At 68.3% G+C, this 24,277-nt stretch carries 20 protein-coding genes and 1 pseudogene; 12 read left to right on the forward strand and 9 right to left on the reverse strand.

Annotated elements, in window-relative coordinates:
* Nucleotides 1-50: 50 nt before the first annotated feature.
* The 4 genes from MFF54_RS07175 to MFF54_RS07190 form a co-directional block, all read right to left on the reverse strand.
* Nucleotides 51-923, reverse strand: a complete 873-nt coding sequence (locus MFF54_RS07175) for an ABC transporter permease (protein ID WP_238301934.1) — start codon at nt 921-923, stop codon at nt 51-53.
* Complete coding sequence (locus MFF54_RS07180) at nt 920-1,717, reverse strand: ABC transporter ATP-binding protein (RefSeq protein ID WP_238301935.1); 798 nt, start codon at nt 1,715-1,717, stop codon at nt 920-922. Before MFF54_RS07180 ends, MFF54_RS07175 begins: the two co-directional genes overlap by 4 nt.
* Nucleotides 1,718-1,835: 118 nt before the next feature.
* Entirely contained in the window at nt 1,836-2,867 is a 1,032-nt protein-coding gene (locus MFF54_RS07185; protein ID WP_238301936.1) for an ABC transporter substrate-binding protein, read from the reverse strand.
* A gap of 403 nt (nt 2,868-3,270) precedes the next feature.
* Entirely contained in the window at nt 3,271-5,097 is a 1,827-nt protein-coding gene (locus MFF54_RS07190) for a sigma 54-interacting transcriptional regulator (RefSeq protein WP_238301993.1), read from the reverse strand.
* Between the two features lie 244 nt (nt 5,098-5,341).
* Between MFF54_RS07190 and MFF54_RS07195 the strand changes: the two genes are divergently transcribed.
* The 4 genes from MFF54_RS07195 to cynS all read left to right on the forward strand — a co-directional run bounded on the left by MFF54_RS07195 (nt 5,342) and on the right by cynS (nt 9,209).
* Complete coding sequence (locus tag MFF54_RS07195) at nt 5,342-6,712, forward strand: CmpA/NrtA family ABC transporter substrate-binding protein (protein WP_238301937.1); 1,371 nt, start codon at nt 5,342-5,344, stop codon at nt 6,710-6,712.
* 3 nt (nt 6,713-6,715) lie between these two features.
* Nucleotides 6,716-7,555 carry a nitrate ABC transporter permease gene (ntrB, locus tag MFF54_RS07200; RefSeq protein ID WP_238301938.1) on the forward strand — a complete coding sequence of 280 codons (840 nt, stop codon included), beginning with the start codon at nt 6,716-6,718 and terminating at the stop codon, nt 7,553-7,555.
* Between the two features lie 7 nt (nt 7,556-7,562).
* The gene (locus MFF54_RS07205; RefSeq protein ID WP_238301939.1) at nt 7,563-8,540 is read left to right on the forward strand and encodes an ABC transporter ATP-binding protein; all 978 of its coding nucleotides are present in this window, start codon (nt 7,563-7,565) and stop codon (nt 8,538-8,540) included.
* Between the two features lie 180 nt (nt 8,541-8,720).
* Nucleotides 8,721-9,209: a cyanase gene (gene cynS / locus MFF54_RS07210; RefSeq protein ID WP_238301940.1), complete on the forward strand. Its 489-nt coding sequence runs from the start codon at nt 8,721-8,723 to the stop codon at nt 9,207-9,209.
* A gap of 145 nt (nt 9,210-9,354) precedes the next feature.
* Here the strand turns inward: cynS and MFF54_RS07215 are convergent.
* Nucleotides 9,355-10,503 (reverse strand): annotated as a pseudogene (locus MFF54_RS07215) (metallophosphoesterase).
* 624 nt (nt 10,504-11,127) lie between these two features.
* On the opposite strand from MFF54_RS07215, the gene MFF54_RS07220 reads away from it, so the two are divergent.
* Entirely contained in the window at nt 11,128-12,036 is a 909-nt protein-coding gene (locus MFF54_RS07220; protein ID WP_238301941.1) for a LysR family transcriptional regulator, read from the forward strand.
* Nucleotides 12,037-12,190: 154 nt separating this feature from the next.
* Here the strand turns inward: MFF54_RS07220 and MFF54_RS07225 are convergent, their stop codons facing one another.
* On the reverse strand, nt 12,191-12,649 hold the full coding sequence (locus MFF54_RS07225) for an Lrp/AsnC family transcriptional regulator (protein WP_238301942.1): 459 nt from the start codon (nt 12,647-12,649) through the stop codon (nt 12,191-12,193).
* A 189-nt stretch (nt 12,650-12,838) separates the two neighbouring features.
* Between MFF54_RS07225 and alr the strand changes: the two genes are divergently transcribed.
* Together alr and MFF54_RS07235 are read left to right on the forward strand one after the other, a co-directional pair.
* Nucleotides 12,839-13,945, forward strand: a complete 1,107-nt coding sequence (alr, locus tag MFF54_RS07230; protein ID WP_238301943.1) for an alanine racemase — start codon at nt 12,839-12,841, stop codon at nt 13,943-13,945.
* A 12-nt stretch (nt 13,946-13,957) separates the two neighbouring features.
* The gene (locus MFF54_RS07235) at nt 13,958-15,223 is read left to right on the forward strand and encodes a D-amino acid dehydrogenase (protein WP_238301944.1); all 1,266 of its coding nucleotides are present in this window, start codon (nt 13,958-13,960) and stop codon (nt 15,221-15,223) included.
* A gap of 44 nt (nt 15,224-15,267) precedes the next feature.
* On the opposite strand, the gene MFF54_RS07240 is transcribed toward MFF54_RS07235, so the two are convergent.
* From MFF54_RS07240 to MFF54_RS07250, 3 genes are all read right to left on the reverse strand, one after another.
* Complete coding sequence (locus MFF54_RS07240) at nt 15,268-16,107, reverse strand: EamA family transporter (protein WP_238301945.1); 840 nt, start codon at nt 16,105-16,107, stop codon at nt 15,268-15,270.
* Between the two features lie 274 nt (nt 16,108-16,381).
* Nucleotides 16,382-17,182, reverse strand: coding sequence for a DeoR/GlpR family DNA-binding transcription regulator (locus tag MFF54_RS07245; protein ID WP_238301946.1), 801 nt, complete (start codon nt 17,180-17,182; stop codon nt 16,382-16,384).
* Nucleotides 17,179-18,060 (reverse strand): LysR substrate-binding domain-containing protein, encoded by an 882-nt coding sequence (locus MFF54_RS07250; protein WP_238301947.1) that lies wholly within the window; start codon nt 18,058-18,060, stop codon nt 17,179-17,181. Before MFF54_RS07250 ends, MFF54_RS07245 begins: the two co-directional genes overlap by 4 nt.
* 118 nt (nt 18,061-18,178) lie before the next feature.
* On the opposite strand from MFF54_RS07250, the gene MFF54_RS07255 reads away from it, so the two are divergent.
* The 5 genes from MFF54_RS07255 to MFF54_RS07275 all read left to right on the forward strand — a co-directional run bounded on the left by MFF54_RS07255 (nt 18,179) and on the right by MFF54_RS07275 (nt 24,277).
* Nucleotides 18,179-19,288: a 2-aminoethylphosphonate--pyruvate transaminase gene (locus MFF54_RS07255; RefSeq protein WP_238301948.1), complete on the forward strand. Its 1,110-nt coding sequence runs from the start codon at nt 18,179-18,181 to the stop codon at nt 19,286-19,288.
* A gap of 21 nt (nt 19,289-19,309) precedes the next feature.
* Nucleotides 19,310-20,137 (forward strand): phosphonoacetaldehyde hydrolase, encoded by an 828-nt coding sequence (gene phnX, locus MFF54_RS07260; RefSeq protein WP_238301949.1) that lies wholly within the window; start codon nt 19,310-19,312, stop codon nt 20,135-20,137.
* A gap of 228 nt (nt 20,138-20,365) precedes the next feature.
* Nucleotides 20,366-21,382 (forward strand): putative 2-aminoethylphosphonate ABC transporter substrate-binding protein, encoded by a 1,017-nt coding sequence (locus tag MFF54_RS07265; RefSeq protein WP_238301950.1) that lies wholly within the window; start codon nt 20,366-20,368, stop codon nt 21,380-21,382.
* 50 nt (nt 21,383-21,432) lie between these two features.
* Entirely contained in the window at nt 21,433-22,530 is a 1,098-nt protein-coding gene (locus tag MFF54_RS07270; RefSeq protein WP_238301951.1) for a putative 2-aminoethylphosphonate ABC transporter ATP-binding protein, read from the forward strand.
* Nucleotides 22,531-22,555: 25 nt separating this feature from the next.
* A complete protein-coding gene (locus MFF54_RS07275; RefSeq protein ID WP_238301952.1) occupies nt 22,556-24,277 on the forward strand; it encodes a putative 2-aminoethylphosphonate ABC transporter permease subunit in 1,722 nt (573 codons plus the stop codon).

Genomic DNA, 24,277 nt, shown 5'->3' on the forward strand with positions numbered 1-24,277 from the left:
TGAAGGTTGAAGGCACGGAGACGTGACGGGGCCTGTGCGGGCCGGCCGCCTCAGCGGACCATGCCCCAGCGCCGCACCGTCAGGCGCTCCAGGGTCGCGAAGATGAGGTTCTCGACGACGAGGCCGATGGCAATGACGAGGAGCAGGCCCGCGAAGACGCGGTCGGTGTAGAGCTCGTTGCGGTTCTGGAAGATGTACCAGCCGAGCCCGCCCTTGCCGGAAGCCGCGCCGAAGACAAGCTCTGCGGCGATCAGGGTGCGCCACGCGAAGGCCCAGCCGATCTTCAGACCGGATAGGATCGCCGGAAGCGCGGCCGGGATCAGGATCTGCCAGACGTACGGCAGACCTCTCAAACCGTAGTTGCGGCCGGCCATCCGAAGGGTCTCGGGCACCCCCTGGAAGCCCGCATAGGTGTTGAGGGCGACCGGCCACAGTACGGAGTGGACCAGCACGAAGATGAGGCTCGCGGCGCCGAGACCGAACCAGAGCAAGGCCAGCGGCAGAAGCGCGATGGCGGGCAGCGGGTTGAACATCGCCGTCAGGGTCGAGAGCAGGTCGCGGCCGGTCTGCGTCGAGACGGCGAGCGTCGTCAACCCGAAGGCAAGCAGGACGCCGATCAGATAGCCCTGCGCGAGCACCTGAAGCGAGATCCGCATCCGTTCGAGAAGCTCGCCGCTGATGAGCCCCTCGGCGAGCGCCGACAGGGTCGCGCGGAAGCCGGGCAGCAGCAGGTCGTTGTACTGCCAGGCCGCCGCCGCCTCCCAGCCGAGGGCGAGCGCCGCCAGGATCAGGCCCTTGCGCAGCCAGCCCTGCTGCCAGAGCCGCGTGGCGAACGGTAGCGCCCGTGCGACAGGCGCTTCTACGTAGGGCGCGAGCGCCCGGTCGTATTCCGGGCGGATCGGCGGCAGGACGTGCTGGTTCATCGCGGAGCCGACGGGGTCTCGGGTTCGGGGCTGGCCTCAAACAGGCGCCCGTGCAGGCGCTGGACGGCAGCCTGGAACGCGCGGCTGCCGATGTCGCCCAAGGTGAAGTCGTGGCAATTGACCTCGCCGCGGACGCGGCCGGGATGGGGCGAGAGCAGCGCTACGCGGCTGCCTACCACCAGAGCCTCCTCGATGGAGTGGGTGACGAAGAGAAGCGTGAAGCGCACCTCCTCCCACAGCGAGAGCAGTTCTTCCTGCATCTTGCGCCGGGTCAACGCGTCCAGTGCCGCGAAGGGCTCGTCCATCAGGAGCACCTTCGGTTGCGTGGCGAGGGCGCGGGCGATGGCGACGCGCTGCTTCATGCCCCCGGAGAGCTGGTGCGGGTAGCTGTCGGCAAAGCGGGAAAGCCCGACCTTGTCGATGAAGTGGCGTGCCCGCGCCTCGGCCTCGCGCCGCCCCGCGAGCCCGGCGGCCCTGAGGGGGAAGGCGACGTTCTGCAGCACGGTCTTCCACGGCGGCAACTGGTCGAACTCCTGGAAGACGACGATGCGGTCCGGTCCCGGACCCCGCACCACTCCGCCGTCGAGCCGGATCTCGCCCTCGACGGGTTCGTGGAAACCCGCAACGGCCTTGAGCAGAGTGGACTTGCCGCAGCCCGAGGGGCCGAGCAGCACAAAGCGGTCGGCCGCGTAGATGTCGAGATCGATCCGGTGGGTGGCCCGCACCACGCGCTCCGGCGTGCGGTACTCCAGGCTGACGCCCGCGATCTGCAGGAGCGGGGCCGTCTGTCCCATTGCAACCGGCGGCGCGGCGGACCGGCCGGTGCGAGCCGCGGATCCGGGCGGCGCATCCGCGGCTCGGTTCACGGCAAGCGCTTCGCGTGCGGCAACCAGCGTCATCGGCCCGGCCCGCTCAGCTACCCGCCGCGATGCGCGGGTTGACGAAGAAGTAGTCTTCCAGAGTCTTGGGCTGGTTCTTGATCGCGCCGACGCGGTGCATGAACTGGCCCAGGCCGAGGGTGTTCTGAGGCTCGACCTTGAACGTGACCTCGGGGTTCTTGATCACCTTCAGCAGCAAGTCGCGGTCGATGCGGCTGTTGTTCGCCTTGATGTAGATGTCGGTGGCCTTCTCCGGATTGGCGGCGATGAACTTCGCTGCCTCGTCGAGTGCATCGACGAAGGCCAGGTAGGTCTTCGGGCTGTCCTTCTGGAACCGCTCGGCGGCGTAGAGCACGGTGGAGGAGGCCGGGCCGCCCTGGACGTCGTAGGAACTCAGGACGATGCGCGCCTTGGGATTCTCGGCAAGCTCCTGCTCCTGGAAGGGCGGGTTGCCGAAATGGCCCGTGATCTCCGTCCCGCCCTTGATGATGGCGGCCGCGGCCTCCGGATGCGGGACCGCGACGCTGATCGGATCGAGCTTGGCGAAGTCCTTGTCGCCCCACAGCTTGGCCGAGGCCCATTGCAGGATGCGCGCCTGGACCGAGACACCGACTGCGGGCAGCGCGATCCGGTCCTTGTCGGTGAAGTCCGCGATCGTCTTCACCTCGGGCCGGTTGCTCACGAGGTAGTAGGGGAAGTTCCCGAGCGAGGCGACGCCCCGGACGTTCTGCCGCCCACGGGTGCGGTCCCAGAGCGTGAACAGCGGCCCGACGCCAGCGCTCGCCACCTCGATATTGCCGGAAAGCAGCGCGTCGTTGACGGCCGAGCCGCCCGAGAGCTGCAGATACTCGACCTTAATGTCGAGTCCTGCGGCCTTCCCGTGCTTCTCGATCAGCTTCTGGTCTTCGGCGACGTTCAAGAGCAGGTAGACCACACCGAACTGCTTGGCGATGCGCAACTGGCCTTCCCCGGCCGCAGCCGGGCTCAACGCCGCCCCCATGAGGGTCAGGCCGCCGAGCATGGCGGCGACCCAGGGACGGGAGAACAGGCTGTGTCGCAGACGCATCGCAAGATCCTTGGGAACGCCGGTCGCTCTGGCTGAGACGAAGCGACAGCGTGGGAACCAACCAAAAATCTGCCCTCCGCTCACAATCAGGTCAACGAAATGTTCTTTTTAAAGAATTCGACCGAGAGGTTTGATCATCTCTCCATCGCGGGGTGGCGTAGAAGAAACCGTTGTTGCCCAACCTATGCGGGATGGGAGACAATGCGGTGCGGATGCCGGGCCATGCGCTCCGACGAGGCTCCAAGCCGCCAGGATCGCGTTCGATTTGACGGACAAGACGTGTGCGGATTGCGTTGGACGGGGCGTGTCCTGTCCGCTGCGAGCTACAGGTCGCTGACCACATCCTCACCCCTGTATCTGGAGGGGCCCGGATCGCTCGTGACACGGAGATGTTCGCGGTCGCTCATCTCTTGATGCCGTAGGCCTTGATGCGGGAGGCGAGCGTCGTCGGGCGCAGGCCGAGCAGCTCGGCGGCCCCGCCGGGACCGAAGACCTTGCCGCCGCAGAGCGCCAGCGCCTCGACGATCTCGGTCCGGTCATGGGCGCGCCGCTCGGTCTCGCTCCGCGGGCGCTGCCCCGGGGCGGCGATCGCGTGGGCGTGCCGAGCGACGGCCTCGCTCGGAGCGGCCTCCTCCACCTCCGGCAGATCGAGCCGCAGGCGACCGCGCTGAGCCAGGATGACGCCGCGCTCGATGGCGTTCTCCAATTCGCGCACGTTGCCCGGCCAGTCGTAGCGGATGAGGCGCCGGACATCGCCTTCCGTCAGGCGGGGCTCGGGGACGCCGAGGCGGTGTGCGGCCCCGGTCAGCATGTGCTGGGCGATCAGGGGGATGTCCTCGGGCCGCTCGCGCAGGGGCGTCGCGCTGATCGGGAAGACATTGAGGCGGAAGTAGAGGTCGCCGCGGAAGCGGCCGCGGCGCACCTCGTCCTTCAGGTCGCGATTGGTTGCCGCGACGAGGCGCACATCGACCGCGCGGGTGCGCTCCTCGCCGACGCGCTCGAAGGAGCGCTCCTGCAGCACCCGCAGGAGCTTACCTTGAAGGTCGAGAGGGATCTCGCCGACCTCGTCGAGGAACAATGTGCCCCCATCGGCCAGTTCGAAGCGCCCGACCCGGTCGCGCAGCGCGCCCGTGAAGGCGCCGCGCGCGTGGCCGAAGAACTCGCTCTCGAACAGCTCGCGCGGTACGGCGGCGCAGTTGACTCGGATGAGCGGCCGGTCGCGGCGGCGGCTCGCCTCGTGGATCGCGCGGGCGATAAGCTCCTTGCCGGTGCCGGATTCGCCGGTGACGAGAACGGTCGCGTCGGTGCCGGCCACAAGGTCGATCTGGCGGCGGATCACCTCGATGGCCGGGCTCCGGCCGATGATGCCCTGGTGGTGGCTGCCCGCTCGGATCTCCTCCTTCAGGTAGGCATTCTCGAGCTCCAGGCGCTCGCGTAGGGAGACGACCTCCGCGAGCGCCTGCCGCAGGCGCTCGTCCGCCTCGCGGCGCTGGCTGACGTCGCGGAACACGATGACGGCGCCGACCAGCGCGCCGCGGTCGCGGATCGGCGTGGAGGTGTACTCGACCGGGAAGGACGTGCCGTCGCGCCGCCAGAACACCTCGTCGTCAACCTGATGCACAGCCCCGTCGCGGAAGGCCGCGTAGATCGGGCAGTCCCGGTGGGGATAGTGACAGCCGTCCGGATGGGTGTGGTGCACGGAGGCGTGCATGTCCCGGCCAACCAGATCGGCGGCGGCCCAGCCCAGCATCCGCTCCGCGGCCGGGTTGACGAAGGTCGTCACGCCCTCCGCGTTGACCCCGTAGATGCCCTCTCCGGCCGCGCGCAGGATCAACTGGTTCTCGCGCTCGATATCGCGAAAAATCCGCTCCATGCGCTGCCACTCGGAGAGGCCGGCGCGCATGTGTCGGTCGGCCTCGCGGTCGACCTGGCGCTGGCGGCGCTCGTCGAGGTCGAACAGCGTGACGAGGACGAGCCCGCCGGGCAGCACGGTGCCGACGATCTCGACGTTGAGGGCGCGGCCTGCCCCGTGGCGGGGCGTGAGCGTGTGGGTCCACCACCGGCCCTTCGCCTGAACACCCTGCGTGAATACGATGAGGACCGGAAGCTGGCCCGGGTGCAGGGTGCTCGCCGCCATGCCCCTCAGCGCGGTTCGGGCTTGGCCGAGCAGGCGCGCGGCGGCGTCGTTGGCGTCGACGATCCGGTCTGCGTCCGGATCCAGCACCAGCATGGCCTCGGCACCCGCCTCGAAGACGGGGCCGAAATCGGCCTCGCGGCCGGGACCTGCAGCGGCAGCATGGCGTCCGTCGAGCATTGCGAAATCTCGTGACAGGCCTACGAGATCTCGTTCTACACGAGTTCTCGTAGTTTCGCACGGTCATGACAAGCCATTGTTATATAACGTTCTTTCAGAATTCCTTCGTCTGGCATACCCCTTGCCACTCTGATGCCGTCACGAACCGTCCGAGGCGCAGATGGCCCTGTTCGACAATCCCTTCGACGCGAAACGCCGTCTCGCCCGCGGCGGCTGCTCCTGCGGCGCCCATGCGAGCCAGGCCGCCCACGATGCCGAGAGCGCGGTTGCACCGACGGGCGAGGCCGCGCTGGAGCGGGCGGTGGAGGGCGCGGTGATGCGCGCGCTTTTCCCGCACGATGCCGAGCGCCGCGCCTTCCTGCGCAGCGTCGGGGCCGCCACCGCGCTCGCGGCGGTGAGCCAGTTCTTCCCGACCAAATTCGCCGCCGAGGCCTTTGCGCAAGGGGCCAAGCCCGAGAAGACCGACCTGAAGGTCGGCTTCATTCCGATCACCTGCGCCACGCCGATCATCATGGCCAAGCCGATGGGCTTCTACGAGAAGCAGGGCCTGAACGTGGAGGTGGTGAAGACCGCCGGTTGGGCGGTGATCCGCGACAAGACCCTGAACAAGGAATACGACGCCGCCCACATGCTGGCGCCGATGCCGATCGCGATCTCGCTCGGCCTCGGCTCGAACCCGCAGGCCTACACGATGCCGGCGGTGGAGAACGTCAACGGCCAGGCCATCACCCTGGCGATGAAGCACAAGGACCGGCGCGACCCGAAGGACTGGAAGGGCTTCAAGCTCGCCGTGCCCTTCGACTACTCGATGCACAACTACCTGCTGCGCTACTACCTGGCGGAAGCGGGCATCGACCCCGATACCGACGTGCAGATCCGCGCGGTGCCGCCGCCCGACATGGTCGCCAACCTGCGCGCCGACAACATCGACGGCTTCCTCGCTCCCGATCCGGTGAACCAGCGCGCGGTCTACGACGGAGTTGGCTTCATCCACATCCTGTCGAAGGAGATCTGGGACCGGCACCCGTGCTGCGCCTTCGCGGCCTCGGAGGCCTTCATCAAGGAGACGCCCAACACCTACGCGGCACTCCTGCGGGCGATCATCCAGGCGACCGCCTACGCCTCGAACAAGGACAACCGCAAGGAGATCGCCGCCGCGATCGCGCCCGCGAACTACCTCAACCAGCCGCTCACGGTCGTGGAGCAGGTGCTCACCGGCACCTACGCCGACGGCCTGGGGCAGGTGAAGAAGGTGCCCGACCGCGTCGATTTCGACGCCTTCCCCTGGCAGTCCTTCGCGGTCTGGATCCTGACCCAGATGAAGCGCTGGGGCCAGCTCAAGGGCGAGGTGGACTACGCGGCTGTGGCCAAACAGGTCTACCTCGCCACCGACGCCGCCAAGCTGATGAAGCAGGACGGCTTCACACCGCCCGAGGCCACGACCAAGACCTTCGCGGTGATGGGCAAGACCTTCGACCCGGCCAAGCCGAAGGAATACCTCGAATCCTTCAAGATCAAGCGCGCGAGCTGAGCCATGACGCGCAGCCTCAACGTCCGCGCCGGCGTGCTCTCGCTGGCGCTTCTCGCCGCGTTCCTGCTCGTCTGGCAGGTCGCGGTGAGCGGGACCGCCCGAACCGAGGCGATGGACCCGGAATACGCCGCCCTGATGGGCGCCACGGCCACCACCGGCAAGTCCGCGATGCCTGGTCCTCTCGATGTCGGCGCGACCGTCTGGAAGCACCTGAAGGACCCGTTCTACGACCGGGGCCCGAACGACAAGGGGCTCGGCATCCAGCTCGCCTACTCGATCGGGCGCGTGGCTTTGGGCTACGGCCTCGCGGTTCTGGTCGCGATCCCGGTCGGCTTCCTCATCGGCATGTCGCCGCTGATGAGCCGGGCGCTCGATCCCTACATCCAGATCCTCAAGCCGGTCTCGCCGCTCGCCTGGATGCCGCTCGCCCTCTACACGATCCGGGATTCGGGGCTCTCGGCGATCTTCGTGATCTTCATCTGCTCGCTCTGGCCGATGCTGATCAACACGGTGTTCGGTGTGTCGAGCACCCGCAAGGAATGGCTCAACGTCGCGCGGACGCTCGAGGTCGGGCCGATCCGCCGGGCCTTCACGGTGATCCTGCCGGCCGCCGCCCCCACCATCCTCACCGGCATGCGCATCTCCATCGGCATCGCCTGGCTCGTCATCGTGGCGGCCGAGATGTTGGTCGGTGGCACGGGCATCGGCTACTTCGTCTGGAACGAGTGGAACAACCTCTCGATCACCAACGTGATCACCTCGATCCTGCTGATCGGCCTCGTGGGCATGGTCCTCGACCAGCTGCTCGCCCGGGCGCAGCGCCTCGTCACCTTCCCGGAGTGAGGCACCGATGAGCATCCTCCTTCCCTTCCGGCGGCGCGTGCAGCCTGCCGCCCTCGACCAGGCAGCCGGGACCAGCCGTATGTCGACGTCCGAAAAGTTCATCTCGATCGAGGGGATCGCCCGGCGCTACCCGGCGCCCGGCGGCAAAACCACCACGATCTTCGAGAACCTCTGGCTGCCGATGCGGCGCGGCGAGTTCGTCTGCATGATCGGGCATTCGGGTTGCGGCAAGACCACGGTGCTGAACATCCTGGCGGGGCTCGAGGCGCCCTCCGAGGGCGCGGTGATCGTCGATGGGCAGGCCCTGGAGGGCACCAGCCTCGACCGGGCCGTGATCTTCCAGGGCCACGCCCTGCTGCCGTGGCGCAGCGTGCTCGGCAACGTCGCCTACGCGGTCTCCTCGCGCTGGCGGAAGGCACAGAAGGCCGAGATCGAGGCACGGGCCAAAAAGGCCATCGCCACGGTGGGGCTCGCCGGCTCCGAGCACAAGAAGCCGTCCGAATTGTCGGGCGGCATGAAGCAGCGCGTCGGCATCGCCCGGGCGCTGTCGATCGAGCCGAAGATCCTGCTGATGGACGAGCCCTTCTCGGCGCTCGACGCGCTGACCCGCGGCACCCTGCAGGACGAGGTGCGCCGGATCTGCGTCGAGACCGGGCAGACCGTGTTCATGATCACCCACGACGTGGACGAGGCGATCTACCTCGCCGACAGGATCGTGCTGATGACGAACGGCCCGGAGGCGAAGGTCGCCGAGATCGTCGAGAACCCGCTCCCGAAGGACCGTGACCGCACGCAGCTCCACCACGCGCCGGGCTACTATGCGCTCCGCAACCACCTGATCGACTTCCTCGTGACGCGCTCCAAGACCCTCCGGGACGCGATGCCCGAGGGATACGATCAGCGCCACCCGCCGGTCGTCCGTCCCGCGCTGAGCGAGGCCGACGCCGCGGCGATCGCGGCCGATGCGCCCGCCCGCCGGGCCTGACCCGGCCGATCCGTTCCGGTCCCCGTGCACGACACCGCGCCGCCCCTCGACGGCCAGTGCCCGGGACCGCGCCCCGAGAGGGGCGGGACGGCGGGGGCGCGAGCCAGCCGCCCTCCGCCGTCCGATGCCCACCCCTGACACGCGCCGCCCCGCCGGGGCGGCCCCATCTGGAGAGACCCGATGAAGCGCGAAGACCTCACCGAGAAGCTGCTCGACATCAAGCGGGAGAAGGGCTGGACCTGGAAGTACATCCAGGAGGAGATCGGCGGCATCTCGCCGATCCTGATCACCGCCGCCTGCATGGGCCAGATGAAGCTGCCCAAGGCCCAGGCCAAGAAGGCGGCCGAGCTGTTCGGCCTCTCCCAGGCCGAGGAGCGGATGCTGAACGAGGCGCCCTACCGCGGCTCCATACCTCAGATGCCGCCGACCGACCCGCTGATCTACCGCTTCTACGAGCTGGTGATGGTCTACGGCACCACCTGGAAGGAGCTGATTCAGGAGGATTTCGGCGACGGCATCATGTCGGCGATCGACTTCAACATGACCATGGAGCGCGAGCCCAACAACAAGGGCGACCGGGTCAAGATGAGTCTCTCGGGCAAGTTCCTGCCCTACAAGTACTATGGCAACGAGGAAGGCGTGCCCGAGTACGGCTTCAAGGAGGGTTGAGCGGTTCGCTCCGGCCGGCGGCTCGCAAGCCGCCGGCCGGCATCGGCTCGGATCGTGGAAGCTCACTCATCCAGCAGCCCGACCAATGGTTGACGTCGAAGGACCTGTAGGTTCGTGACTTTACCTAGAGAGCAGTGACGGAGCGTTAGAGTTGCGAACTGTAGGGTTCCGCCGACGGCCCTGCTCTGCGGAGCGTGATGCGGGTTAGTTCGGACGGGCGCCCGAGCCTGAGGGCAAAGCCCGGCCATAGCGCGGTGCCGTTGTTCACGTAGAGCGTCATGCCGCCGACTGCGTACAGACCCGACACGAAGCCGTCGTTGGCGAGTGCGAGCAACCGGTCGAAGCCGAGGATCATTCCCCCATGGGTGTGGCCGGACAGCTGCAGCGCCACCTCGCGCGCCGCTGCCGCCCGCGCTCCTCTCGGTTGGTGGTCTAGGAGCATTACAGGTGCACTGGAGGGGGCGCCGGCGAGCGCGGCATCGAGATCGGGTCCCGGCTGGCCGGTCTGCGGTGCCGACAGGTCCGTCACCCCTGCGAGCACCAAACTCTCCCCGCCGCGCCGCAGGACCGTGTGAGCGTTCTACAGCGCTTTCATGCCGAGTTCGGCGTAGCGGCGCATCCACGCCTCGTAGCCGAAGAAGTACTCGTGGTTGCCTGAGACGACCCAAACACCGTCCCTGGCATGCAGCCGGCCCAACGGTTCCACGTCGCGATGTCGAGCGGAGACGGAGCCGTCGATGAGGTCGCCGGTGATCACGACGAGATCGACATCGAGTCCGTTGGATCGAGCGACGACCTCCTGCGCCCAGGAGGCAGGGAACAGAGGGCTGATATGGAGATCGGTCAGTTGCAGGACCGTGTAGCCGTCGAAGGCAGCGGGCAGGTTCCTGAGCGGGATCTCGACATCCTTGAGCGTCGGCACGCGCGCGGCCTGATGGACCGCGAGCCACGACAGCAGCATGGCCGCCGTTGCCGCCGCGTAGCGCCAGCCGGTTGAGACCGCGCGTCCATCCCCCAGCAGCAAACGGAGGACGAGCGCCGCGACGTCGAGGGCCAGCTGAATCACCGCCAGCAGCAGCACGGTGCCGAACGCCCAGTTGAACAGCAGCACCATTGCGTGAGGGAACTCCGGTGCGAAGACGGAGCCTGACGAGAGCCGGTTCCACAGGTGGAACTGGGACGCGGCGAGCAACAGGACGGCGACGGCGGCCTTGAGCACCAGTGGCCACGGCAGCGGCCACAGGGTGCGGACAACGACGTAAAGGCCGGGAAGGCCGAAGATCAGGTGGGACATGTCGCTCCTTCAGTCGCGGCTGACCGCGGCGGGGACGGTATGGTCGACCGACGATCCCGCACCGAGACCCTGCATGCTGAGTCGGGTTACCGTTCGGGGGCGTCACGTCGATGGTCCGCCGCGGTGCGGTGATCAGGTCCCGCGATCCGGCCCCCGCGGTCCGTCCCGTGAGCGCTGACGGGTCATCCCCCACTCGAGCAGGTCGAGGATCTCCGCCCCGCCGCTCGGTCGGCTGCGTGGTCCGACAGCCGCCAGCAGGCGCAAGCCTCACGAAAGCGTCCGGGCTGTACATCCCGGTGCCTGGTCAGTGCAAATTCCCGTACTGATCGATCAGGACGGCGTAATCGGGCGCTTCGCGATGAGCCCTGGATGCCAGCGCAAGCGCAACGGCGAAGATACGGAATGAGATTTCACTTGGTTTTAACATGAATATATTTCATCATTACTCGTTATTGCTGATTTAGATGATGTGGATGAACCAAGGATTCATATCTCCGCGCATCAGCGAACGGTGAGGTGCATTCGGCGTTCCGTGCGCTCATAAAACATCGGGCCTGGGTTGCCCGCAAGCAAAACTCAACGCACTGTGCAGTGCAGCTCAATACAACGACGAGAAGTGAGCGCGTGAGCCCTCTGACCCGTGCCGATCTGGGCGACCTGAACCTGTTTCGAGCGATCGCCCGGGCGGGCGGATTCCGCCGTGCCGCGCTGGAACTGGACGTCTCGCCTTCGGCCTTGAGCCACGCCGTGCGCGGCCTCGAGACCCGCCTCGCGGTGCGGCTGTTCAACCGCACCAACCGCAGCGTCACGCTGACGGAACCCGGGGAGAATCTGCTGGCACGCTTGGAGGTCGGTTTCGGAGCGATCGAGGAGGGACTCGAGGACCTGAATCACTACCGCGGCAAACCGGCCGGTCGTCTGAAACTCAACGTCCTGACCGATGCGGCCAGGCTGGTCCTCGGTCCGTTTCTGGCGGAATTCACGACCCAGTACCCAGCGGTGAAGTTGGAGATCGTCGTGCAGGACGGTTTCGTGGACATCGTCGGCGGCGGCTTCGACGCCGGTATTCGCTTCGGCGGCCGCGTCCCAGAGGAGATGATCGCGGTACCGATCGGCTCCGACCTTCGCTGGGTGATGGCTGCGTCGCCGGCCTACCTCGCAGGAGCCGAGCCTCTGGTCCAGCCGTCCGACCTGCCGAAACACCGCTGCATCGGGCTCAGGATGGGGACAGGCGCGATCTACCATTGGGAATTGGAGCGCGGCACCGAACAGATCGCGGTCGGCGTCGACTGGACCATCGTCGTGAGCGACACCGCGCTCGCGATCGCCCTGGCCGAGGCCGATGGCGGGATCGCCTTCTGTCTGGAAGGACTGATCGCGGAGCAACTCGCGGCGGGAAGGCTGCGGGAGGTTCTCTCTGAATGGAGTTCGTTCGGACCCGCCTTCCACCTCTACTATCCGAGCCGGCGGCAGATCCCGCAGGCGCTCCGAGCGTTGATCTCGTACCTGCAGCAGCGCGCGCGGAGGGGCTAACACCGATCCCGCTCACCGGCCGTGCTTGCCCCTGTCTCATCAACGATCTGGAGCGCGAGGTCTGCCCAGCATGCGGCGCCCGGCCGCGACGTGAAGAAGCCGGCTTCCTGCACTGTAATGGCTTTGCGTCGCCTGGAATCAGTCTGTGCTTGAGTCAGACCTGTCTTGCGGGGTTCACGACCGCGCGGATGGCGAAGCTCGATTGCAGGCGTGCGACGCCCGGGAGACGCGAGAGCACGTCCTTGTGGAGGCGCTCGTAATCGCCCGCATCCTTCACCTCCAATTTCAAGAGATAATCCGCGATACCGGTCATCAGGTAACAGTCACGCACCTCCGGACACCGTCTCACCGCTGTCTCGAAGCGGTTCAGGAACTCCTCGGTCTGACGGTCGAGGGTGATTTGCGTGACGACGATCAGACCCCCGTCGCCCGGCAGGGCATCGATCAGGGCTGCGTAGCCTCGAATCACGCCGGAACTCTCGAGATGGCGCACGCGTCGGTGGCAGGCCGAGGGCGACAGGCCGATGCGCCCGGCGAGGTCGGCATTGCTGATCCGCCCCTCCATCCGGAGAACCCGCATGATCCGGCGGTCGGTGTCGTCGAGGTCCGGCATGGTGGATGCTTCGCCTTCAGCGCAGATCCTTGCGTAGGGAACATCATATTAGAGGATCCTGTGCGCTTTTGCAGAAAAATTCGACGATCCTTCGCGTAGGCTGGAAGCCAGGCCACAGGTGTCTCGAAAGGGTTCGGGATGATGGTTTCTGTCGCGCGTTCGCCCGATCCCTCTCACGACGGCGCCCACATGGACTCGGCTGCCCAGCGAGCGGGCGCCGTCCTGACTGTCGATCTCGGAGCCGTCGTCGAGAACTACCGCTTCCTGCGCAAGCGGGCCGGCGGCGCCGTTTGCGCCGCCGTGGTCAAGGCCGATGCGTACGGGCTCGGGGTCGACCGGATCGCACCAGCCCTCGCACGGGCCGGCTGCCGCGATTTCTTCGTCGCCACGCTCGACGAGGGTATGGCGCTGCGGAATGTCCTCGGCCTCGGCCCCCGGATCGCCGTTCTGCACGGTGCGCCGCCGCGGGCCGAGCCGGACTGTCTCGCTGCCCACCTCGTTCCGGTCCTGAACGGTGCGGAGCAACTCGCAGCGTGGCGCAGGCTCGCCCGCGACCGCGGCCGGTCTCTGCCGGCGATCCTCCAGGTCGATACGGGCATGGCCCGCTTCGGGTTCTCGCAGGCGGATCTTGCGCACCTGCTCACCGCGCCGGATCCGTTCGAGGGCGTCGCACTCGGCCTCGTGATGAGTCATCTGGCCTGCGCCGATACGCTCGACCATCCGGCCAATGCTGAGCAACGCGTCGCCTTCCGATCCGTCCGCGCGCGCTTGCCCGGCATTCCCGCGAGCCTTGCGGCCTCCTCTGGCATCTTCCTAGGGCCTGAGTTTCACGCTGACCTCGTCCGACCGGGCGCCGCGCTCTACGGGGTGAACCCGCAGCCCGGTCGTCCCAACCCCATGCGGCCGGTGGTGCGTCTCCAGGCCCACATCCTGCAACTGCGCGACGTCGCGACCGGCGTCGGCATCGGTTACGGCCACGCCGCCGTCGCCCATCGCCCGATGCGTCTTGCGGTGGTCGCCGCCGGTTACGCCGATGGCTATCTGCGCAGCGCTTCCGGACGCGGCATGGCCTTTGCGGGCCCTTATCCTCTGTCCGTACTGGGGCGTGTCTCGATGGACAGCCTGATCCTCGACGTCACGGACGTGCCGCCGGAGCATGTTCCGCTCGGCGGTTGCGTCGATCTGATCGGGCCTGGCCACGGCCTGGATGCCGTGGCCGAGGCCGCGGGCACCATCGGCTACGAGGTGCTGACGAGTCTCGGGGCCCGCTACCACCGCATCTATCGCGAGGCTTGAGGAGGGTTAACGATGCACGTTCTGGTTCTCGGCGGCGGCGTGGTCGGCGTCACCTCAGCCTGGTACCTTGCCAGGGCCGGCCATCAGGTCACGGTGCTCGACCGCCAGCCCGGAGCGGGGCTGGAGACCAGCTTTGCCAATGCCGGGCAGGTCTCGCCCGGCTACTCGGCCCCGTGGGCCGCGCCCGGCATCCCGATCAAGGCGCTCAAGTGGCTGATGATGCGCCACCGCCCGCTCGTGCTCTGGCCGAGGCTGGAGCCGCGCCTCTACGGCTGGCTCGCCCGCATGCTCGCCAACTGCACGGAGGAGGCCTACCAGCGCAACAAGGGCCGCATGGTGCGTCTGGCCGAGTATAGCCGCGACGCCCTGCGCGACCTGCGCCGGGAGACCGGCATCGCCTACGACCATCGCGAGAAGGGCACGCTTCAGCTCTTCCGCACGCAGAAGCAGCTCGATCACGTTCCCGACGACACCCGCGTTCTCGACGCTTATGGTGTTCCCTACGCGGTGCTCGACCCCGCGGGCTGCATCGCGGCCGAGCCCGCGCTCGCCCACGTGTCGGGGAGTTTCGTGGGAGGCCTGCGCCTGCCCGGCGACGAGACCGGCGACGCACACATCTTCACGCAGCGTCTTGCCGCCCTCTGCGAAGGGCACGGCGTCCGTTTCCGCTACGACACCGCGGTCGCCGGTCTGCGCCGGGAGGCCGGTGCCGTTACCGGCGTTGTGACGGGCATGGGCGAAGTGCTAACGGCGGATGCCTATGTGGCGGCCCTGGGCAGCTACACGCCGGCCCTGCTCCGCCCGCTCGGGATCGATCTTCCGGTCTACCCAGTGAAGGGCTACTCGCTGACCCTTCCCGTGGCGGATGCCGAAGCCGCCCCGGTCTCGACCGTGATGGACGAGACCTACAAGGTGGCGATCACGCGGCTCGGCGACCGCATTCGGGTCGGCGGCACGGCCGAACTCGCCGGGTTCAGCCACGCGTTGCGCGGCCCGCGGCGGGAGACGCTGGTGCGCTCGCTCGCCGACCTGTTCCCGAACGGCGGTGATCCCGCGAAGGCGCGGTTCTGGACGGGCCTGCGCCCGATGACACCGGACGGAACGCCGATCGTCGGCCGAACGGCTTTTTCGAACCTCTTCACCAATACCGGCCACGGCACGCTGGGCTGGACCATGGCCTGCGGCTCCGGCCGCTTGCTCGCCGACCTGATGTCCGGCTGCTCTCCCGAGATCGCCGCCGACGATCTCGCGATCGGCCGGTACCGCAGAGCGGCATGACGGCGGCGTGATTCCGGTGCAAAGCCGGCGCGGCCCGCAACGCCTCAGCCGAGGCGCAGGGCGGCGATGCCCACGAGGATGACGAGCGCGGCCACGGCGCGGCCGGTGAGAAGCGGCTCCTTGAGGATCGTCACGGAGATCAGCGCCGCCACGAGCACACTGGTCTCGCGCAACGCCGCAACGAGAGGGATCGGGGCGACCGTCATCGCCCAGATCGCGATCCAGTAGGAGCCGAGCGAGAACAGCCCGCCGAGGAGGCCCGGCAGCGCCACGCCCCGGATCTGGCGCAAGACGCCCATGCCCCTGCGCCACAGCACGAAGGCGGCGAGCGGGATGCCGTCCACCACGAACAGGGCGGCCGCGTAGGCGTGCGCGTCGCCGGCGACCCGGGCGCCGATGCCGTCAACCAGGGTATAGCCGCAGATCATGAGGGCTGTGAGACCAGCGAAGGCGAGCGCGCGCGGTCCGAGGCGGCGACTCCGGCTGCCGAAGGCCATCAAGCCGACGCCGAGGCATAGGATCGCGATGCCGCCCGCGGCCAGCGGCGCGACCGGCTCGCCGAGCGCGATCAGGGAGGCGAGCGTCGTGAGAAGCGGCGCGCTGCCGCGAGCGATCGGGTAGACCTGACCCATATCGCCTTGACCGTAGGCTTCCGTCAGCGCGACGTAGTAGCCGAGATGCAGGACGATCGAGCCGAACAGCCAGGGCCAGGCTGCCAGGGGCGGCAGGCCGAGCCAGACGAGCGCCGGCAGCGCGATCAGCCCCGCGGCCGCGGTGATCAGCGCCATGGTCAGGATCGGCTCCAGCCGCAGCTTGACCAGGGCATTCCAGCCGGCATGCATGCAGGCCGCCGCGAGCACCGCGGCGAAGACGGCAGCGCTCACGCGGCCTCCGCAATCCAGGCGACGCGGTCGGTCGCCAGGGGCCACACCGGCGGCGTCGACACCCGGGCCGATGTCGCGGTCATGGGCCGGGCGGTCGCGCCTGATCGGCAGGGCGCGAGGAGGCTGGAGGCCGAATTCGACCTCGGCCCATTTACCGGGCGGGTATGAAGGCCGATGGAGGAGCGGATCATCCGAGTTGTTTCAGCCCTGTGCATGCGCCCTCATCTATCGCGGAGAGATCACACAAAGCAACAGAAAGCCACAAAAAGCCACGTCAGGGCGCTGCGATGATCCTGAGACCCCGCGCCGCCAGTGCCTCGGCCATGGAAGCGGGTGGAGCGGCATCCACGATGAGGCTCGTGCCAGCGGGAATGGGCTGGAGGCGGATCGGGGTCAGGCGGCCGAACTTCGTGCGATCGACGACGATGAAGCCGCGTTCGGCCGCACCGAGCATCGCCGCGCGCAGTTCCGTGGGCAGCACCGCGAAATCGGTAAGGTCACCGGATGCGGAGATGCCGCCGACCCCGATGAAGGCGATGTCGGCACGGAAGCGGCCGAGCGCGGCGATCCCCTCGGTGCCGAAGGCCGCCTCGTCCGAGCCGTTCACCTCGCCGCCGAGCAGATGCAGCCGGATGCCGGGCACCCGGCACAGCACCAGTCCGATCGACAGGCTGTTGGTGCACACCGTCAGGCCCTGCCAGGCGGTCGGGCCGCGGGCGGCGAGCGCCTGCGCGACGGCCAACGTGGTCGAACCCGAATCGAGCAGCACAACCATGCCGTCCTCGATGAGGCCGGCCGCGGCCCGCCCGATCGCCGCCTTTCCGGCCGGGTTGTCCGCGCGACGCACGGCGAGCGCCGGCTCATCGGATCGGTGGGTCGCGCCCCCGTGCACGATCGCGAGCTGTCCGCGCCCGGCCAGCGCCTTGAGATCGCGCCGGATGGTCTCGCGCGAGACCGCGAAGTGGGCCGCCATCTCTTCCACGCTGATATGACCGTCGGCCGCGAGCCGCTTCAGAATCTCGTCATGCCGATGTGCGGCGATGGCGCGGGCGGACGGGATGTCGTCGGGGCTCACGGCCGTTCTCCGATGGGCTGCCCCTCGACGGCGAGATCCAGGACGGCCCGGATCAGGCGCAGCGAACGGCGACGGGCGAGGCACACGATGGCGTGGCGATTCGACAGATCCGCCCCAGTGATCGGGACGGCACGGATGCGCCCGTCCTCGCCGCATTCGAGGGAGGAGACGATGCCGATGCCGATGCCGGCGGCGGCGGCCTCGATCACTGCCTCGCGGCTGTCGAGCTCCATCAGGACGGCGGGCTCGATGCCGCGGGCGCGGCAGGCACGATCGAAGGTCCTGCGGGTGACGGAGGTGGGCTCGCGCAGCACCATAGATTGCCTGTCGAGGGCGGCGAGATCGATCGGCGCACCGGTCGCGAGAGCATGGTCCCGCGGCAGCACGGCGCAGACATGCGAGACCGCGAGCTCCTCCATGTGGAGCTCGTCGCGCCGCGCCGCCTCAGTCACCACGCCGATGCTCGCCCGCTCGGCCAGGAGGGCCTCGTAGGTCTCGGCTGCGTTGCCGAGGCTCAGACCCACGGTGATCCCGGGATGCCGCGCGCGTAGGCGCGCCAGCAGCGGCATCACGACATGGGGCGAATCGGCGGCGACCTCGATCCGGCCGGTGACGAGCGCACGGTTGGCGAGCAGGAGATCCTCCGCCTGCTCGACCAATCCGAACAGCGGCCGCGTCAGGGCCGCCAGTGCCTCGCCCTGGGGGGTCAGCTCGGCGCTTCGGGCAGTGCGGCGGAACAGGATCAGGTCGTAGCGCTCCTCCAACGCCTTTACGTGCCCTGTGACCGCCGGCTGGCTGATGCTCAGCCGCTTGGCCGCGCGCGTGAAGCTGCCTTCTCGGGACACGGCATCGAAGGCGCGGAGCTGGAACAGGTTCACGGCAATCCATCGGTCAGGCTGATGGGAAGCATCACGACAAACGATTTGATCTGATGGGAGCGCGAACGCAAGATCTCTGCATCCGAACCGCCCTCGGCCAGGACGACGAAGGACGATCATGGCTTCCGCCGCCCCTATCCTCCTGACCCCTGGCCCGCTCACCACCTCCGAGCGGACCCGCGCGGCGATGCTGACCGACTGGGGCTCCTGGGACGGCAGCTTCAACGGGCTCACCGCCAGTGTCTGCGACAAGCTCGTGGCGATCGCGAACGGCTCCGGCAGCCATGTCTGCGTGCCGCTTCAAGGCAGCGGCACCTTCGCGGTCGAGGCGGCCGTCGGCACCTTCGTCCCGCGCAGCGGCAAGATGCTGGTCCTCGTCAACGGCGCCTACGGCAAACGTCTCGCCCGGATCTGCGAGATGCTCGGACGGGACCACAGCATCTACGAGACGCCCGAGGACGTGCCGACGACGCCGGAGGCCGTCGACCGGCTGCTCAGCCAGGACCGGGCGCTCACCCATGTCGGGTTGATCCATTGCGAGACCTCGACCGGGATCCTCAACCCGCTTCCCGAGATCGCCGCCGTGGTGGCCCGACACGGGCGACGCCTGATCATCGACGCGATGAGCTCGTTCGGCGCGCTCCCGATCGATGCGCGCGCCATCCCGTTCGAGGCGTTGATCGCGGCCTCGGGCAAGTGCCTCGAAGGCGTGCCGGGCATGGGCTTCGTGCTGGCGCGCGAGGAAGCGCTGCTGGCTGCCGAGGGCAATATCGCCTCCCTCGCGCTCGATCTGCGCGACCAGCACCTCTACATGCAGCGCACCGGCCAGTGGCGCTTCACGCCGCCGACCCATGTGGTGGCGGCCCTGCACGAGGCCTTGCTGCAATACGAGGACGAGGGCGGCTTGGCCGCCCGCCACGCCCGCTACGCGCGCAACTGCCGGACCCTGATTACCGGCATGGCGCGCCTGGGCCTGCGCAGCTTCCTCGCACCCGAGATCCAGGCGCCGATCATCGTCACCTTCCACGCCCCGCGGGACGGCCGCTACCGGTTCGGCGACTTCTATGAAGCGGTGCGGGCCAAGGGCTTCATCCTCTATCCGGGCAAGCTCACCCGGGTGGAGACCTTCCGGGTCGGCTGCATCGGGGCTGTCGAGCCCGCCGACATGGAGCGGGCGGTCGAGGCGGTCGCCGAGACGTTTCGCGACCTCGACATCGAGATCCTCTGAACCGCCGGCCGGGAGCGCGCCATGTCCTATGAAAATCCGAAAGCCGTTCAGGGCGTGGTCCTAGACTGGGCCGGAACCGTGGTGGATTTCGGTTCCTTCGCCCCGACCCAGATCTTCGTCGAGGCCTTCGGCGCGTTCGGCGTCGCCATCAGCCTGGAAGAGGCGCGCGGGCCGATGGGCATGGGCAAGTGGGACCATATCCGCACGCTCTGCAACGCTCCGCAGATCGCCGCGCGGTTTTCCGAGACGTTCGGCCGCGCGCCCACCGATGCCGACGTGACCGCGATCTACGAGCGCTTCATGCCCCTGCAGATCGAGAAGATCGCCGAGCATTCCGCCATCATCCCGGGAGCCGTCGACGCGATCGCCGCTCTGCGGGCCCGCGGCATCAAGATCGGATCCTGCTCGGGCTATCCGGTCTGCGTGATGGAGCGCGTTGTGGCGCTCGCCCGGACCAACGGCTACGAGGCCGACCACGTGGTCGCCACCGATGAGGTGCCGAACGGGCGTCCCTTCCCGTCGCAGGCTCTTGCCAATGTCATCGCTCTGGGGATCGACGACGTCGCCGCCTGCGTGAAGGTCGACGACACCGTTCCGGGCATACTGGAGGGTCGCAGGGCCGGGATGTGGACGGTGGCGCTCACCTGCTCCGGCAACGCGATGGGCCTGAGCTACGAGGCTTTTCAGGCGCTGCCCGCCGAGCGGCTCGCGGCCGAGCGGACCCGGATCGCAGCGCTGTTTGCCGATTCCCGCCCCCACTTCCTGATCGACACCATCGCCGACCTGCCGGGCGTGATTGCCGACATCGAGGGGCTGCTCGCGGCCGGGCGCGTACCGCAAGCCTGCTGACGGCGCCTCGCGCGCCAGCAATCACTGGATGGGACGCCCGGCCCGGCAATGTCGGGTCGAGACCTACAGTCATGCCCGTATAGTCTCGAATATATGCCTGGATTTTATGCCAAAAAACTGGGCAAATCTGCAAAAACTAGAAACTTGCCGCCGGGAGATATCGTCGCTCTACTGTCATCATGCCGGAGTTATGTGCCCCCGGTGTAGTCCGATGCTGGAGCCCCGCGCATGAGACTCTTCTCGACCCTTGCCCTCGCACTCGCTCTAGCCGGATCGCCTGCGCAGGCGGCCGAGCGGACGAAGCTCACGGTCTACACGGCTCTGGAGAACGACCAGCTCGGTCCCTTCAAGGCGGCGATCGAACGGGCGGTGCCCGAGGCCGAGGTGGTCTGGGTGCGCGACTCGACCGGCGTCATCACCGCCCGGTTTCTGGCAGAGAAGGACAATCCCCGCGCCGACATGGTGATCGGGCTCGCGGCCTCGAGCCTCCTGATGTTCGAGAAGTTCAACCTGCTGGCCGAGTACAAGCCTGCCGGCGCCGACGCCCTGAAGGAGGCCTTTCGCGACCCGAAGGCGCCCTACACCTGGACCGGAATGGACGCATATCTCGGCGTCGTGTGCTTCAACACCGCGGAGGCCGCCCGCGACGGCGTGAAGACGCCCCAGCGCTGGGAGGATCTGCTCCAGCCAGACCTCAAGGGCAAGATCGTGATGCCCCATCCCGCCTCGTCGGGCACTGGCTACCTGATGGTGGCCGGCTGGCTGCAGAGCATGGGCGAGGAGAAGGGCTGGGCCTTCATGGACCGCCTCCACGAGAACATCGCGGCCTACCTGCATTCGGGCTCGGCTCCCTGCGTCCAGGCCGCCCGCGGCGAGCGCACGGCCGGCCTCTCCCTCGACATGCGCGGCGCCGCCGAGAAGACCAAGGGCGCGCCGATTGAGGTCGTGGTGCCCGCCGACGGCACCGGCTGGGACGAGGAGGCGATGGCGGTGGTGGCGAGCTCGAAGAACCTGGCGCTGGCTAAGAAGGTCGCCGACTGGGGGGCGACCAAGGCCGCGAGCGAACTCTACGCGAAGAGCTACGCGATCGTCGCCTATCCGGGCGTGTCGAGCACGCCCGCCAACTACCCCGCTAATGCCGAGGCGGGAATGATCAAGAACGATCTCGGCTGGATGGCCGAGAACCGCGACCGCATCCTGGCCGAGTGGTCGCGCCGCTACGAGGCGAAGGCTGCCAGGAAGTAGGCGAGCGGCAGGACCGGAGCAGGCGAAGCCCGACGAGGAGCGAGAGTGGCATGACGAGACCCGATCCCGCACCGTTCCTGAAGGTCCAGGGCCTCTCGAAGAGCTACGGCGCCTTCCAGGCCCTGGGCGGGATCGACCTTGCGATCCCGCGCGGGGCCTTCGTCTGCTTCCTCGGCCCCTCCGGCTGCGGCAAGACCACGCTCCTGCGCATCATCGCGGGCCTCGACCGTCAGAACGGGGGCCGCATCGAGATGGGCGGCGTGGACGTCTCGACGGCGCCGCCGGCCGAGCGGGACTTCGGCATCGTCTTCCAGTCATACGCCCTCTTCCCCAACCTCACGGTCGCGGACAACGTCGCCTACGGGCTCGTCAACCGCCGGATGAAGCGCGACCGAATCCGGGCGCGCGTCACCGAACTTCTCTCCCTCGTCGGCCTGCCGGACCAGGCGACGAAGTATCCGGTCCAGCTCTCGGGCGGCCAGCAGCAGCGCATCGCCCTTGCCCGCGCGCTCGCCGCCGCGCCCTCCCTGCTGCTGCTCGACGAGCCACTCTCGGCGCTCGACGCCAAGGTCCGCATCCGCCTGCGGGAAGAGATCCGCGCTCTCCAGAAACGGCTCGGCATCACCACGATCATGGTCACCCACGACCAGGAGGAGGCTCTGGCCATGGCCGACCGCGTCGTGGTGATGAACCACGGCCGGATCGAGCAGGTCGGCACGCCGGAGGAGATCTACCGCAGCCCGGCGACCGCCTTCGTCGCCGACTTCATCGGGGCGATGACCTTCCTGGACGCGACGGTGGCGCCGTCGCAGACGCTGCGCGTCGGCGCCGTCGATCTCGTCTGCGAGGACGGGCGCGGCTTCGTGCCGGGCAGTCCGGTGCGCCTGGGCGTCCGGCCGGAGGAGATCCGGGTCGGGGGCGTCGCCGCTGGCGACGTCAACGCGATCGAGGTGCGGGTGAGGAGCCTCGAATTCCTCGGCTCCTTCTACCGGGCGCGGCTGGAGCCGAGCCGCGACCTCGGCGGCAGCCTCGTCGCCGACCTGTCGGCCAACCTGTTCGGTGACCTGCGGCTCGCGGAGGGGCAGTACCTCTACGTGGCGCTGCCGCCGCGGGCGCTGCGCGCCTTCCCGCAGGCCGCGCTGGCCTGATCGACGCGACGGAGGCTCCGACACGATGAGCGATGCTGCGATCACGTTGCCCCTGCCGGACGCCGGCGCACCGGTTGGCATCCGCCGCGTCCCCGAGACGGCCGTGGCCACGGGCCTCGTCGCGGCGCTGTGTGCGCTCCTCGTCCTGATCATCGCGCTGCCGCTGGGCGCCCTGCTGATCAAGAGCTTCGAGGGAGCGGACGGAGGCTTTGCCGGCCTCGCCAACTTCCGCACCTACTTCGCGACGCCGACGCTCGTCGCGGCGCTCGTCAACAGTCTGGTGATCGCCGCGCTCTCGGTGGCCCTCGTGGTGCCGCTGGCCTTCGGCTATGCCTATGCCCTGACGCGAACGGTCATGCCGTTCAAGGGGCTATTCCTCGCCGCCGCGCTGCTTCCGATCTTCGCGCCCTCGCTGCTGTCGGGCATCGCGCTCACCTACATCCTCGGCAACCAGGGTGTCCTGCGCGGTCTGCTGTTCGGGCACTCGGTCTACGGGCCGATCGGCATCGTGATCGCCGAGTGCCTCTACGCTTTCCCGCACGCGCTGATCATCCTGACCACCGCGCTGGCGCTCGCCGACGGGCGCCTCTACGAGGCGGCTGCCGCCATGGGCACGGGGCGGCTGCGCACCTTCGCCAGCGTGACTCTGCCCGGGGCACGCTACGGGCTCGTCGGCGCGGGCTTCGTGGTCTTTACCCTGGTGGTGACCGATTTCGGCATCCCGAAGGTGATCGGCGGCCAGTACTCTGTCCTCGCCACGGATGCCTACCGGCAGGTGGTCGGCCAGCAGAATTTTCCGATGGGCGCCGTCGTCGGACTACTGATGCTGGTGCCCGCCGTGCTGGCCTTCGGGGTCGACCGGGTGATCCAGCGCCGCCAGTCCGCCCTGCTCTCCGCCCGCTCGGTGCCCTACGAGCCGAAGCCGCGACGTCTCCGCGATCGCTTGGCGCTCCTCTACGCGGTCGCTGTCGCCGGCGTGATCGTCGGTACCTACGGCGTCGCGGTCTGGGCCTCCTTCATCCGCTACTGGCCCTACAACCTCGCCCTGACCCTCGACCATTATGACTTCGCCGCCACCGATGCCGACGGCTGGCAGCCCTACTGGAACTCGCTCGCCATGGCGGCATCGGTCGCCGCGATCGGCACGGTGGTGGTCTTCTGCGGCGGCTACCTGATCGAGAAGCTGAAGGTCTTTGCCGCGGGCCGGATTCTGGCCCAGCTGCTGGCCATGCTGCCGCTCGCGGTGCCCGGCCTCGTCCTCGGCCTCGGCTACGTGTTCTTCTTCAACGCGCCCTGGAACCCGCTCAACGTCCTCTACGGTTCGCTGGCGCTGCTCGCGCTGAACACGCTCGCTCACTATTACACGGTCGCCCACGTGACCGCGACCACAGCGCTCAAGCAGATCGATCCGGAATTCGAGGCGGTGTCGGCCTCGCTCAAGGTGCCGTTCTGGCGCACCTTCACCCGGGTCAGCCTGCCGATCTGCCTGCCGACCGTGCTGGAACTCGCCGTCTACCTCTTCGTCAACGCCATGACGACGGTGTCGGCCGTGATCTTCCTCTACGGGCCCGACACCAAACTCGCCTCCATCGCAATCGTCCACATGGACGAGGCCGGGACCACTGCCGCCGCCGCCGCGATGGCGAGCGTCATCATGGCGACCGCGCTGGCCGCGCGCCTCGGTCTCGCGCTGATCGGCTGGGGTGTCGTGGCGCACCTGCAGCGCTGGCGCCGCCGCGAGGCCTGA

This window comes from Methylobacterium gregans (genome assembly GCF_022179245.1).
Taxonomy (GTDB): domain Bacteria; phylum Pseudomonadota; class Alphaproteobacteria; order Rhizobiales; family Beijerinckiaceae; genus Methylobacterium; species Methylobacterium gregans.